Origin of the sequence: Serratia grimesii NBRC 13537 (assembly GCF_001590905.1) — a bacterium.
GTDB lineage: Bacteria > Pseudomonadota > Gammaproteobacteria > Enterobacterales > Enterobacteriaceae > Serratia > Serratia grimesii.
On record NZ_BCTT01000007.1, the window covers coordinates 62,645 to 76,934 of the forward strand.

11 protein-coding genes are annotated in these 14,290 nt (G+C 54.8%); 9 read left to right on the plus strand and 2 right to left on the minus strand.

The window, feature by feature from the left end; all coding sequences use genetic code 11:
* Positions 1 to 309 precede the first annotated feature (309 nt).
* Positions 310 to 669 carry a 6-carboxytetrahydropterin synthase QueD gene (queD, locus tag SGR01S_RS09715; protein WP_012005257.1) on the plus strand — a complete coding sequence of 120 codons (360 nt, stop codon included), beginning with the start codon at positions 310 to 312 and terminating at the stop codon, positions 667 to 669.
* Between the two features lie 135 nt (positions 670 to 804).
* On the opposite strand, the gene queE is transcribed toward queD, so the two are convergent.
* Positions 805 to 1,476 carry a 7-carboxy-7-deazaguanine synthase QueE gene (gene queE / locus SGR01S_RS09720; protein ID WP_037424703.1) on the minus strand — a complete coding sequence of 224 codons (672 nt, stop codon included), beginning with the start codon at positions 1,474 to 1,476 and terminating at the stop codon, positions 805 to 807.
* Positions 1,477 to 1,799: 323 nt separating this feature from the next.
* Between queE and SGR01S_RS09725 the strand changes: the two genes are divergently transcribed.
* The 8 genes from SGR01S_RS09725 to hutH (SGR01S_RS09760) all read left to right on the plus strand — a co-directional run bounded on the left by SGR01S_RS09725 (position 1,800) and on the right by hutH (SGR01S_RS09760) (position 12,755).
* On the plus strand, positions 1,800 to 3,146 hold the full coding sequence (locus tag SGR01S_RS09725; RefSeq protein WP_061807332.1) for an MFS transporter: 1,347 nt from the start codon (positions 1,800 to 1,802) through the stop codon (positions 3,144 to 3,146).
* Positions 3,147 to 3,585: 439 nt separating this feature from the next.
* Positions 3,586 to 5,277, plus strand: coding sequence for a urocanate hydratase (hutU, locus tag SGR01S_RS09730; protein ID WP_037424785.1), 1,692 nt, complete (start codon positions 3,586 to 3,588; stop codon positions 5,275 to 5,277).
* Positions 5,274 to 6,809, plus strand: a complete 1,536-nt coding sequence (hutH, locus tag SGR01S_RS09735; protein WP_037424697.1) for a histidine ammonia-lyase — start codon at positions 5,274 to 5,276, stop codon at positions 6,807 to 6,809. The genes hutU and hutH (SGR01S_RS09735) overlap by 4 nt, the downstream gene beginning before the upstream one ends.
* A 226-nt stretch (positions 6,810 to 7,035) precedes the next feature.
* Positions 7,036 to 8,427, plus strand: a complete 1,392-nt coding sequence (gene hutT, locus SGR01S_RS09740; RefSeq protein WP_061807333.1) for an L-histidine transporter HutT — start codon at positions 7,036 to 7,038, stop codon at positions 8,425 to 8,427.
* A gap of 52 nt (positions 8,428 to 8,479) precedes the next feature.
* Positions 8,480 to 9,445, plus strand: coding sequence for an ABC transporter substrate-binding protein (locus SGR01S_RS09745; RefSeq protein WP_061807334.1), 966 nt, complete (start codon positions 8,480 to 8,482; stop codon positions 9,443 to 9,445).
* Positions 9,446 to 9,512: 67 nt separating this feature from the next.
* Complete coding sequence (locus tag SGR01S_RS09750) at positions 9,513 to 10,358, plus strand: ABC transporter permease (protein ID WP_037425673.1); 846 nt, start codon at positions 9,513 to 9,515, stop codon at positions 10,356 to 10,358.
* Positions 10,359 to 10,363: 5 nt separating this feature from the next.
* Positions 10,364 to 11,221, plus strand: a complete 858-nt coding sequence (locus SGR01S_RS09755; protein ID WP_061807335.1) for a quaternary amine ABC transporter ATP-binding protein — start codon at positions 10,364 to 10,366, stop codon at positions 11,219 to 11,221.
* A 10-nt stretch (positions 11,222 to 11,231) separates the two neighbouring features.
* Complete coding sequence (hutH, locus tag SGR01S_RS09760) at positions 11,232 to 12,755, plus strand: histidine ammonia-lyase (RefSeq protein WP_061807336.1); 1,524 nt, start codon at positions 11,232 to 11,234, stop codon at positions 12,753 to 12,755.
* A gap of 104 nt (positions 12,756 to 12,859) precedes the next feature.
* Here hutH (SGR01S_RS09760) and SGR01S_RS09765 read toward each other — a convergent pair whose 3' ends face one another.
* A complete protein-coding gene (locus tag SGR01S_RS09765) occupies positions 12,860 to 14,278 on the minus strand; it encodes an aldehyde dehydrogenase family protein (protein WP_061807337.1) in 1,419 nt (472 codons plus the stop codon).
* Positions 14,279 to 14,290: the final 12 nt, after the last annotated feature.

Sequence of the window (14,290 nt, forward strand, 5' to 3'; positions counted from 1 at the left end):
CAACGATTAAATAAGGGATAGCAATAAATAATAACTAAAATGACTAAGCTGTTTTTCTGGTAAGCCATAACGGTTAAAGCGTTAAAGAAGGATTTTTATCCATCTGAAAATAAAGCTCTTTTTTTGAAGATTATTGAATGAATCGCATTTACCACTCATTACTCCAATCGATAGGTCGTACTCATACCAAACAAAAAAAGTGTTAACCCAACTTTTTCAACGGTACCTGTAGACTAAAGCGGTATAAATGGCAAGCAAGCGCCGTTTCCGGTAAACTTCGGCGGTTTTTGAGTCAATGAGGCCGTAATAATGGCAACCACGCTGTTTAAAGATTTTCAGTTTGAAGCCGCACACCGCTTGCCGAATGTCGCGGAGGGCCATAAATGCGGCCGTCTGCACGGGCATTCGTTTATGGTGCGTCTGGAAGTGACCGGTGAAGTGGATGCACACACCGGTTGGGTGATGGATTTCGCCGAGCTTAAAGCCGTGTTCTCCCCGATCTGGGAGCGCCTGGATCACAACTATCTCAATGATATTCCAGGATTGGAAAATCCCACCAGCGAAGTTCTCGCCGCCTGGATTTGGCAGCAGCTCAAACCTCAGTTGCCGGAACTGACTGCGGTAATGGTGAAAGAAACCTGTACTGCGGGATGCGTGTATAAAGGTTAAAGTACCCTTCATCTTTCAAGCTGCAGCGTTATTGGCTGCGTGCAGTCCCCCAAGTCACTTACCTTAGTAAGCTCCTGGGTTCTCGCACTTGCCGCCAAGCTGCAGTTTGAAAGCTATTAGGTATGACTCAAGACACTAAGCGATATTCAGATATTTATGGGTCTGCATCGACAGGCGCCAGTTGCGCGCTATGCAGGTTTCAATGCACAGGCGAGTCGCCTCTTCCTTCTGACTTATCGGCTGTAACGCAATAATCCGCGGTTTCTCATCGTGCAGCGTTGCCAGCAGCGCATCCAGTGCTTCAATATCACGCTCGCGTCCAACCGGGTGCTTCACTTCATCTGCACGTTGCAAAGCCTGGCTCAACACCTTCATGCCACCGCGCATATTCACTTTGGGTGAAACCGTTACCCAGGTTTTCGCTGAACACTGAATCTCGTGAGTGCCGCTGGTTTCAATCTGGCAACCGTAGCCATTATCTTCCAGCAACTCTGTTAGTGGGGTCAGATCGTAAATGCAAGGCTCCCCGCCCGTTATCACCACGTGGCGAGCGGTATAACCTTGTTGACGAATGACTGCCAACAACTGCTCAGCGCTGGCGCTGCCCCAAGCATCACTCTCTTCGGTTTTCACCAGAATCCGTTGCATATCAACTTCCCGATTGGCTTCCTTTTCCCAGGTATGTTTGGTATCGCACCAGCTGCATCCCACCGGGCAGCCCTGCAGGCGGATAAAAATAGCCGGAACACCGGTGAAAAAGCCTTCGCCCTGCAAGGTTTGGAACATTTCATTAATCGGGTACTGCATCGGTTTCTCAATCTGGAAAGGTAAAAAGGGATTATCGCAGATTCCTGCCCGGCGACCAAACGGGCGAAATTGTATTAAATTTTATCCTCCTCGCCCTAGCCAGCTTATCTGACCGGCTATCCACTTCATTTACTTCACTTACTCAGCAATCCTTTTGCGCTGACGGTGTAATCTGCTTCGCAAAAACAACATTTATTTAACGTATAAGATAAATATATTTGACATAAACCGCTCGCACGCAGATGTATATACAGGCAAGCACAAGTCGGACGCCAGTTCCGGCGGTTAATTCATCACAATCACATCTGCGTTTAGAGGGTGCCATGGCTCATTCCACCGAGTTAAATATTCAGCAAGCCATCGACGACAGCAAATTCTCGCTGTTTCACTGGACCTTGATCATTTTGGGATTCCTGATCCTTGCCATTGATGGCTTTGACACTGCGGCAATGGGGTATATCGCCCCTTCAGTCGCCAAAGACTGGGGCATTGTGAAACAGGATCTCGGCCCGGTGCTCAGCGCCGCACTGCTGGGTCTGTCCCTTGGCGCACTGGTCGCCGGCCCCATTTCCGATCGTATTGGTCGCAAGAGAGTATTGGTGTTTTCATGCCTGTTTTTCGGTCTTTCGAGCCTGGCGACGGCCTATGCCGGTTCACTCAATAGCCTGACGCTATGGCGATTTCTGACCGGTTTGGGGCTGGGGGCAGCTATGCCAAACGCCATCACACTGATTTCTGAATATGCACCACAGCGCTGCCGCTCATTAGCGATTAACACCATGTACTGTGGTTTCCCGTTGGGTGCCGCAGGCGGCGGTGCGATTTCGTCGTGGCTTATCCCGGCCTACGGTTGGCATAGCGTGCTACTTCTGGGTGCGATCGCGCCGTTGGTACTGACGGTGCTACTGATTCTGTTCCTGCCGGAATCGGTGAAATACATGGTCAATCGTGGCAAAGACACCATTAAAATCAAACGCATTGCCCAACGCTTTGTCAGCCAGGATCTCGACAAGGTGACACGCTTCTCTCTGTATGAGGAAAAACTGGCACAGTCAAAAACCAGTGTTGGCCTCTTGTTCACCCGACCTTACCTGACTGGCACATTGATGCTGTGGCTGACTTACTTTATGGGCCTGGTGATCTATTACGTGTTGCTGAGTTGGATGCCTATCCTGATGCAGGGACTGGGCTATCAGTTGGAGCAGTCGGCGATCCTGACCTCGCTGTTCACCTTCGGCGGCACCCTTGGCATTCTGGTGGCCGGCTGGCTGATGGATCGCTGGAACGCCCATAAGGTGGTATCGAGCGGCTTTGTGATTACCGCACTGCTGATCGTGGCGATGGCCACCGAGGACAGCCATATCGTGCTGCTGGGCACCTTTATCTTCCTGATGGGGATTACCATGAACGGCGCGCAGTCCGGCTTGCAAACGCTGGCAGCCACTTTTTATCCGACCCACAGCCGCGCCACAGGCATTGCCTGGATGCAAGGGATTGGCCGCTTTGGCGGTGTAGCGGGTACCATGATGGGGGCGCAACTACTGGCCATGCAGTGGGAAGTACAGAGTATTTTGATGTTCCTGTGTGTACCTGCACTGATCGCGGCTATCGCCACAGTATTCAAAATGACCCGCCGGGCGGTGTTACAGCCTGCTGACAAACCCGCATAAAGGTTAACTATTCGGGGCGCAGCATGCAGTGCCCCTACCAACAAACAACAGAGCACTATGTCAACGCTCTCGCGCCCGCCCTCTGGCGGGCGTTTTGCTTGCAGCGATAGGACTTTTTTATCACTCGCCCTAACTTGTAATAGGTATGTAAAATTATTGTGATTAGGCGCTCAAAATTGACCCATTTTTAATTCATTTTTGTTGAATAGCTCACTGTTCTTCCGCGCCTCACTAATGAGATTAACGTCAATAAAATCATTATCACATTGATTACAAACAAAAATAACTTTCTCTTATGCCATTTTCAGCATTCACTGGTCGGTGTTGCATATGCTTGTACATACAAGTATATGTTAATAAAACCTACCCATTGTTATGGCGTGGTGATTTACCCGACCGCACCATGGGATCTGCACCGATACTGTTTGAGGAAAATGCTGTGACTGCAAATAACAAAGTTCGCAATGTCGATGTACGCGCGCCACGCGGCACAAAATTAAATGCAAAAAGCTGGCTGACCGAAGCGCCGTTGCGCATGCTGATGAACAACCTCGATCCGGAAGTCGCGGAAAACCCACATGAGCTGGTGGTATACGGCGGCATTGGCCGCGCCGCGCGCGACTGGGACTGCTACGACAAAATTGTCGCGACCCTGAAAACCCTGGAAGATGACGAAACCCTGCTGGTCCAGTCAGGCAAGCCTGTCGGGGTCTTCAAAACTCACAGCAACGCACCACGCGTACTGATCGCCAACTCCAACCTGGTCCCACACTGGGCGACCTGGGAACATTTTAACGAACTGGATGCCAAGGGCCTGGCCATGTACGGCCAGATGACCGCAGGTAGCTGGATCTACATCGGCAGCCAAGGCATCGTCCAGGGTACTTACGAAACCTTCGTGGAAGCAGGTCGCCAGCATTATGACGGCAGCCTGCAAGGCCGCTGGGTGCTGACCGCCGGCTTGGGTGGCATGGGTGGCGCACAGCCGCTGGCTGCCACGCTGGCAGGCGCTTGCTCGCTGAACATTGAATGCCAGCAAAGCCGCATCGATTTCCGCCTGAAAACCCGCTATGTCGATGAGCAAGCTACAGATCTGGACGACGCACTGGCCCGCATCAAGAAATACACCGCCGAAGGCAAAGCCATCTCCATCGCTTTGTGCGGTAACGCAGCAGACATTCTACCGGAACTGGTTCGCCGCGGTGTACGCCCAGATATGGTCACCGACCAAACCAGCGCCCATGACCCACTGAACGGCTACCTGCCAAAAGGCTGGAGCTGGGAAGAATACCGCCAGCGCGCCCAAAGCGAGCCTGCGCAAGTGGTCACCGCCGCTAAGCAATCTATGGCTGAACACGTAGAAGCTATGCTGGCCTTCCAGAAAATGGGCGTGCCAACCTTCGACTACGGCAACAACATTCGCCAAATGGCGAAAGAAATGGGCGTCAACAACGCCTTTGATTTCCCAGGCTTCGTCCCTGCTTACATTCGCCCACTGTTCTGTCGCGGCATTGGTCCATTCCGTTGGGCTGCGCTGTCTGGTGATCCACAGGACATCTACAAAACTGACGCGATGGTTAAAGAGCTGATCCCAGATGACGAGCACTTGCACCGCTGGCTGGATATGGCGCGCGAGCGTATCAGCTTCCAGGGCCTGCCGGCACGTATTTGCTGGGTTGGTTTGGGCCAACGCGCCAAGCTGGGTTTGGCCTTCAACGAAATGGTACGCAGCGGCGAACTGTCAGCACCTATCGTGATTGGTCGTGACCATCTGGACTCTGGTTCAGTTGCCAGCCCGAACCGCGAAACAGAATCGATGAAAGATGGCTCAGATGCCGTATCTGACTGGCCACTACTCAACGCCCTGTTGAATACTGCCAGCGGCGCAACCTGGGTTTCTCTGCACCATGGCGGCGGCGTCGGCATGGGCTTCTCACAGCATTCCGGTATGGTTATCGTTTGTGATGGCACCGATGAAGCCGCCGAACGTATCGCCCGCGTATTGCATAATGACCCGGCTACCGGCGTGATGCGCCATGCTGATGCCGGCTACGACATCGCCATTGAATGCGCCCGCGAGCAAGGTTTGAACCTGCCGATGGTGGCTGCGACTCAAGGAGACAAAGCATGAAAGCGCTGACTATCCGCCCTGGCCAACTGACACTGGCGCAACTACGTGAAATTTATCAACACCCGGTCACCCTGACTCTGGACGACAATGCCTACGCAGATATCCAGAAAAGCGTCGCCTGCGTTGAACGTATCGTTGAGGAAAACCGTACCACTTACGGTATTAACACCGGTTTCGGCCTGCTGGCGTCCACCCGTATCGCCCGTGAAGACCTGGAAGATTTGCAGCGCTCGATCGTGTTGTCACATGCCGCTGGCGTTGGTGCGCCAACCGACGACAATCTGGTGCGCCTCATTATGGTGCTGAAAATCAATAGCCTGTCGCGCGGCTTCTCCGGCATCCGTCTGGAAGTCATTCAGGCGCTGATGGCACTGGTCAACGCCGAAGTCTATCCACACATCCCACTCAAAGGTTCCGTGGGCGCCTCCGGCGACCTGGCACCGCTGGCGCACATGAGTCTGGTGCTGCTGGGTGAAGGCAAAGCCCGTTATCAGGGTGAATGGCTACCGGCTACTGAAGCGCTGGCCAAAGCGGGCCTGAAGCCACTGACGCTGGCGGCCAAAGAAGGTCTGGCGCTGCTGAACGGTACTCAGGTTTCCGCCGCCTTTGCTCTGCGCGGCCTGTTTGACGTGGAAGACTTGTACGCCGCAGCAACGGTCACCGGTAGCCTGACGGTGGAAGCCGCTCTGGGCTCACGCAGCCCGTTTGATGCGCGCATTCATGCCGTTCGCGGTCAACGTGGTCAGATCGACGCCGCCGCCGCTTACCGCCATCTGCTGGGCGAACGTAGCGAAGTATCTGATTCACACCGCAACTGTGAGAAAGTGCAGGATCCGTACTCCCTGCGCTGCCAACCTCAGGTGATGGGCGCCTGCCTGACGCAAATTCGCCAGGCCGCCGAAGTACTGGAAATTGAAGCCAACGCAGTGTCCGACAACCCACTGGTATTTGCAGACCAGGGCGACGTGCTGTCCGGCGGTAACTTCCATGCCGAACCGGTCGCGATGGCCGCTGACAACCTGGCGCTGGCGTTTGCCGAAATCGGCTCGCTGTCTGAACGCCGCATCTCATTAATGATGGATAAACACATGTCACAACTGCCACCATTCCTGGTGGACAACGGCGGTGTGAACTCCGGCTTTATGATTGCTCAGGTGACCGCCGCGGCGCTGACCAGCGAAAACAAAGCGCTGGCGCATCCGGCAAGCGTCGACAGTATCCCGACGTCTGCCAACCAGGAAGATCATGTGTCCATGGCACCGGCTGCCGGTCGCCGCCTGTGGGAGATGGCAGATAACGTTCGCGGCATTCTGGCCGTCGAATGGCTGGCGGCTTGCCAGGGGCTGGATTTACGTAAAGGTCTAAAAACCACAGAAAGTCTGGAGCAGGCGCGCCACGTATTACGTGAGCAGGTCAGTTACTACGACAAGGATCGTTTCTTCGCCCCCGACATTGAAGCCGCCAGCCTGCTGTTGGCAGCCGGTCATCTGACCTCATTGATGCCTGCAGCACTGCTGCCTAGCCAGGCATAAATACCACCTTATACCCTAAATAATTGGGGTTGCATCGAGGCAGCAAGTTTGTAAGTCCTCAGGCGCATAGATAACTATGTGACTGAGGCCTACAAACGCAACCAACAAAGATGCAGCTTCATACATGAAGGGAATGCCACGCAGTTTGTTCTGTCCCTCCGGGTGCGTTCCACCCGGTGCGGATAGCGCGTGCCTGCTCTGCCGTAAAAACGTGACGGGAAGCAACATGCATAACGAAAAAACACAACTCAGACGCGGACTAAACGCGCGACATATCCGCTTTATGGCGCTCGGCTCAGCCATCGGTACCGGTCTGTTCTACGGCTCTGCCGGAGCAATCCAACTGGCCGGTCCGGCAGTACTACTGGCCTATCTGGTAGGCGGTGCCGCCGTATTTATGGTGATGCGTGCACTGGGTGAAATGGCGGTGCATCAGCCGGTGTCCGGTTCCTTCGGCCACTACGCCAGTCACTACCTTGGCCCGTTGGCCGGTTTCCTCACCGGCTGGACCTATACCTTCGAAATGGTGATTGTTGCCCTGGCGGACGTGACCGCCTTCGGCATCTATATGGGGCTGTGGTTCCCGGACGTCGCCCAATGGGTGTGGGTGCTCAGCATCATCATGTTTATCGGTGCGCTCAATCTGTGCAGCGTGAAAGTGTTCGGCGAAATGGAGTTCTGGCTGTCGCTGATCAAGGTGGCAGCCATTGTGGCGATGATCATCGGTGGCGCCGCAGTGATGTTGTTTGGTTTTGGCCAGACGCAGCACGCTACCGGCATCAGCAATCTGTGGGCACACGGCGGCTTTATGCCTAACGGCATCGGCGGCGTGGTCGCTTCATTGGCGGTCGTGATGTTCGCCTTTGGCGGCATCGAAATCATTGGTATCACGGCCAGCGAGGCAAAAGATCCTGCGAAAGTGTTACCAAAGGCCATTAATGCCGTGCCGATTCGTATTCTGCTGTTCTATGTACTGACGCTGCTGGTGTTGATGGCTATCTATCCGTGGAACAGCATCGGCCAAAACGGAAGCCCGTTTGTTGAGATCTTCAGCAATCTGGGTATCAGCTCTGCCGCCAACGTCCTGAACGTGGTGGTGATCACCGCCGCCATCTCCGCCATTAACAGCGACATCTTCGGTGCAGGTCGCATGATGTACGGCATGGCGCAGGATGGCCAGGCGCCAAAAAGCTTCTCTAAACTGACGTCCAGTGGCGTGCCCTGGATGACGGTGTTGGTGATGTCAGTCGCCCTGCTGTTGGGTGTGGTACTCAACTATCTGATCCCAAAACAGGTCTTTATGATCATCGCCTCCATCGCGACCTTCGCCACTGTCTGGGTATGGTTGATGATCCTACTGTCTCAGATAGCCATGCGCCGCACGCTGTCACCGCAAGAGGTCAGTCAGCTGAGCTTCCCAGTGCCATGGTGGCCAGTCGCCCCCGCGCTGGCGACAATATTTATGCTGTTCGTCATCGGTCTGCTCGGCTACTTCGAAGACAGCCGCATCGCCCTGTACGTTGGGCTGGTGTGGGTGGCATTCCTTACTTTGGCTTACTGGTTGTGGGTACGTAAAAAAGGCGGGGGTTCACCCGTCACGACCTCACCACAGTATTAACCTCATGAGCCCGCCGTTCCCGGGCTCTTCGTCATTAACGTGGAGTATCACCATGCAAACACGACACAAATTATGGATACCACTCATTGCGCTCGGACTGATGACAGGCAGTCTGTCCGCGCGCGCAGCAGGCTGGTGCGAATCCGGCAAACCGATCAAGTTCGCCGGGTTGAACTGGGAAAGTGGCATGCTGCTGACTGACGTCATGCAATACGTGCTGCAAAAGGGCTACGACTGCAAAACCGACGCGCTGCCGGGCAATTCCATTACCATGGAACAGGCAGTCGGCACCAACGACATTCAGGTATTCGCCGAAGAGTGGATTGGCCGTAGCGAAGTCTGGAACAAAGCCGAGAAATCCGGCAAAGCGGTCAGCGTTGGCGCGCCGATTGTCGGGGCAGTCGAAGGTTGGTACGTGCCCCGCTATGTGATTGAAGGCGATGCCAAACGCAACTTGAAACCACTGGCACCCGATCTGAAAAGCATCCCGGATTTAGCCAAATATGTGCAGGTCTTCCGCGATCAAGAAGAACCAGACAAAGGCCGCTTTTACAACTGCCCGGCCGGTTGGACCTGTGAACTCGACAACACCGCGATCCTGAAGAAATTCAAACTGGATGATAAGTTTACTAACTTCCGTCCTGGTACCGGCCCTGCCCTGGATACCGCAATTCTCTCCAGCTACCGCCGCGGCGAGCCGATTCTCTTCTATTACTGGTCGCCAACCCCAATCATGGGCCAACTCGATCTGGTGAAACTGGACGAACCCGGCGTCGATAAAAACATCCACATCAAAGTCGGTATTTCCAGCGTATTCAACCAGCAGGCACCGGAACTGGTGCAGATGCTGTCAAAAGTGAACATACCGCTGGATCTGATTAACCAGAATCTGGCACGTATGAGCAAGGAACGCATCAGCTCGCAGAAGCTGGCACTGGAGTTCTTCAAACAGCACCCAGACATCTGGAAACAGTGGGTCAGCGAAGACGCAGCGAAAAAAATTCAGGCCTCTTTGTAATCGCTTTGGCATTCAGTAAACACCAACCCGGAGCCTGTGCGCTTCGGGCCTGACAGGGGTAATATTTATGTTCCCAGAACGTTTTACTTTCTCCATCGCCGATTGGATCAATCGCTGGGTCGATGTCCTGGTCAACAACTATGGCGATATGTTCCGCAAGATTTCCGACACCCTGCTGTGGGCAGTGATCCACCTTGAGAGCCTGCTGCGCGCGACGCCATGGTGGCTGATGTTGGCCGTCGTTGGACTTTTGGCGTGGCATGCCACCCGCCGCTGGTTACCAACGGTGGTGATCGTGGGTTTGCTGCTGTTGGTCGGCACCGCAGGTATGTGGGATAAATTAATGCAAACCCTGGCGCTGGTGTTGGTTGCCACTCTGCTGGCGGTCATTATCGGTATTCCACTTGGTGTACTGGCAGCACGTAACGATCGCGTACGAGCAGTGATGATGCCGCTGATGGATGTCATGCAAACCATGCCAAGCTTCGTGTATCTGATCCCCGTGCTGATGCTGTTCGGCCTTGGCAAAGTACCCGCTATCCTTGCAACGGTGATTTACGCCACACCACCGCTAATCCGCTTAACCGATTTGGGTATCCGTCAGGTGGACAAAGAAGTGATGGAATCCGTCACTGCCTTTGGCGCCAACCGTTGGCAGAAACTGTTCGGCGTGCAGTTACCGCTGGCGCTGCCAAGCATTATGGCCGGTATTAACCAAACCACCATGATGTCACTGTCGATGGTGGTTGTGGCTTCGATGATCGGCGCACGTGGGCTGGGTGAAGACGTGCTGGTGGGCATTCAGACACTGAACGTCGGTCTGGGCCTGGAGGCAGGTCTGGCGATCGTTATTCTGGCCGTGGTCATTGACCGTATCACTCAGGCTTATGGCCGTTCCGCCGTTGCGAGGTAACCCCGATGAACAAAATCGAAATCAAAAACGTCTACAAGATCTTTGGCCACAAAACGGCGGCGGCGCTGGCCATGAGCCAGCAAGGTAATACCAAGCAGGAAGTCCAGGCAGCGACCGACTGCGTGATCGGCGTACACGATCTTTCGATGTCAATCGAGGCCGGTGAGATCTTCGTGATTATGGGCCTGTCAGGCTCGGGGAAATCCACGCTGGTACGCCACTTTAACCGCCTGATCGACCCCACCAGCGGTCAGATCCTGGTGGATGGCGAAGATATCTTGCGCTATGACGAAAAGCAGCTTGAGCACTTCCGCCGTCACAAGATCAGTATGGTATTCCAAAGCTTTGGCTTGCTGCCCCACAAAACCGTTTTGGACAACGTGGGCTATGGCTTGAAAGTGCGAGGTGAGGCAAAAGAGGTGTATCAGGAACGCGCACTGCACTGGATAAATACTGTTGGGTTAAAGGGTTACGAAAAATCATACCCGCATCAACTCTCTGGCGGTATGCGTCAGCGCGTCGGGCTAGCCCGCGCACTGGCTACCGATACCGATATCATTTTGCTGGACGAAGCCTTCAGTGCGCTCGATCCGTTAATTCGTGCAGAGATGCAGGATCAACTGTTGGCGCTGCAAAAAGAGCTACACAAAACGTTGGTGTTCATCACGCACGATCTCGATGAGGCTGTACGTATCGGCAACCGGATCGCGATCTTGAAGGACGGGAAACTGATCCAGGTCGGCACACCACAGGACATTCTTAACAATCCGGCCGATGAATACGTTAACCGCTTCGTGCAGCGCCGCCTGGCATTGGATGAAAACGTGAAAAAACCGCGCCCGATGAGCGTCGCCCGTGCCTGAGGAACTCACTATGCATTATCCCTCTTCGGTTATCCTCGACAACCAGCCATTGCGTTGGCAAGACGTGGTGGCAGTCGCGCGCCATCACGCCCCTCTCAGTCTGTCTGACGCTGCCTGGGCGCGCATCGATAATGCACAGGCCATCGTGCAGAAAATCGTTACCAGTGAGCAGCGCGCTTATGGCGTCAATACCGGTCTGGGTGCACTGTGCAATCAGGCGCTGCACGGCGAGCAGCTGGCACAACTGTCCCGCAACACGCTGATGAGTCACGCCTGCGGCGTAGGAGAACCACTGCGCGATGAACAGACTCGCGCCATCATCTGTTGCGCCATCGTCAACTACAGCCATGGCAAATCAGGTATTCGGCGTCCGGTAGTAGAAACCCTGTTGGCACTGCTTAACCGGGGGATTACCCCGCAGGTGCCGTCACAGGGTTCGGTCGGCTATCTGACCCATATGGCACATGTCGGCGTCGCGCTGCTCGGGTTGGGTGAAGTCAGCTACCGTGGCCAACTCGTCACGGCAACTCATGCGTTGGCGGAAGAAGGCATAGTGCCCCCGCAACTGGGTGCCAAAGATGGCCTGTGTCTGGTCAACGGCACCCCTTGCATGACCGGATTAAGCTGCCTGGCGTTGGCCGATGCCTGGCGGCTGGCCCGCTGGGCGGACGTACTTGGCGCCATGAGTTTCGAAGCTCTGGGTGGGCAGATCGCCGCCTTTGACTCAGAAATTTTAGCGCTTAAGCCCCACCCGGGGATGCAGCAGGTCGGCAGAAATCTGCGGACGCTATTAAACAGCAGTGAGATGATTGCCGCCAGTGAAGGCATTCGTACTCAGGATGCTCTGAGCATCCGTTCGATCCCACAGGTACATGGTGCCTGCCGTGATCAGATTGCTCATGCTGAACGACAGATTGAAACCGAACTGAACGGCGCTACCGACAATCCCCTACTGCTCGGCACGCCGGACAACTATCGCGTGATGTCACAAGCCAACCCGCACGGCGAGTCAGTGGCAATGGCCGCCGATCTGCTGGCGATCACCATCGCCGAACTCGGCGGTATCGCAGAACGGCGTATCGATCGACTCATTAACCCGCTGGTCAGCGGCTTGCCGGCATTTCTGGTCAGCGAACCTGGGGTGAATTCCGGCATGATGATCGCTCAATATGTCGCAGCATCGCTGTGTGCGGAAAACCGTCAACTGGCGCAACCTTGCGTGGTCGATAACTATGTGACTTCGGCACTGCAGGAAGATCATCTCAGTCTGGGAACCGGGGCAGCATTGCGGTTGCATAAGTCGTTAGCCAACGTGAACCAGATCCTGGCGATTGAATACCTGCTGGCGGCACAAGCCTTTGAATTCCTAAAGCAGTACCGTTTTGGTGAAGGCACGCACCGCGCCTGGCAACGTTTACGGCAGGTGGTGGCACCTTATCATCAGGACCGCTGGCTGGCGCCGGACATCGCCAGCAGCGCCGCGCTACTGCAGGACGAACAAGCGCTGCTGGAGATCGCCCCGACACTGTTGTAGTGAGCCAAATCAGCAGCGGCAACTCCTTCTCTCTCCCCTAATATCCCCAAAAGGGAGAGAGGAAGAGCATTTCGTTCTGGTTGTGATTGTTCGCTTCGCAGCCATTAGCCAATCATTACCGTCTTAGGTTCCAGATAAGCGCCGATGCCCCACTTGCCCATTTCACGTCCTAATCCAGAGTACTTGAAACCACCGAAAGGCGCTTTAGGTTCATGGGCCAAGGTATTCACCAGCACTCGCCCTGCGTCAATTTGCCGGGCAACGGCCAGACAACGTTGATGGTCTTGGCCGATAACCATCGCGCTAAGGCCGTAAGTCGTGTCATTGGCGATGGCAATCGCTTCCGCTTCATCCTCATAAGGCAAAATAGTCAGCACCGGGCCAAAAATTTCCTCGCGGGCGATACGCATCTGGTTATTAGCGTGGGTAAACAGCGTCGGTTTGACAAACCAGCCTCGGGTTAATCCCTCTGGCCGTCCCGGCCCCCCCGCCAACAAACGCGCGCCCTCCTCAAGCCCCTGGTGAATATACCCTTGTACTCTTTCCCACTGTTTGCGACTCACCATCGGGCCGATATCGGTGTCAACTTGACGAGGATCGCCGGACTTGATCTGCGCTATCGCTTCCACCGCCACCTGTTCAAACTCGGCCAAACGCTGGCGAGGAACCAAAATACGCGTGCCCGCAATACAGGCCTGTCCGCTGTTCATAAAACCGGCCTGTAAGATCATACCAATTGTCGCTGGGAAATCAGCATCGTCGAGTAACAGAGTTGGCGATTTCCCCCCCAACTCCAACGTAACGCGCTTCATTGTTTCGGCACCGGATACCACAATGTGTTTCCCTACGCCCGTTGAACCGGTAAAGGAAATTTTTGCCACATCCGGATTCCGGGTCAGCTCCTCCCCCACAACATCACCGCGCCCATTGACGATATTAAATACGCCTGCCGGCAAACCGGCCTGGTGCAGCGCCTCTGTGATGATCTGTGTCTGCATGGCGCTCATTTCACTGGGCTTAACCACCGCAGTACAGCCGGCAGCCAACGCCGTCGCCAATTTATTGCAGATAAAACCCGCATCGCTATTCCAGGGGGTAATCAAGCCGGCCACTCCCACAGGCGTCATCCACACTTGCGCACTGCCCACCTGCTCCTCAAATTCAAAGGCGTCCAACGCCTCAATGGCCTGAGCGATCACGCTGGCCGGGTAAGTCGCCATCCAGCGAGAACGAACCGAAGGGGCACCGTATTCGGTCACAATCGCCGCCATCAGATCATCCTCACGCGCCAATACCGCCTGATGCATACGCGTCAGCGCCGCCTTGCGTTCGGTTTTGGTGGTGCGCGCCCAAGCGGGGAATGCCGCTTTAGCCGCCGCAATTGCCAATCGGGTATCGGCTTCATCTCCTAAACGGACACGCCCAATCACCTGCTCAGTGCTGGGATTATGTAAATCAAACCATTCATCACCATGAGGCGTTACGAACTCACCATTGATATAGATTTGTTCAATCTGTTGCATTTTCTCTCTCCA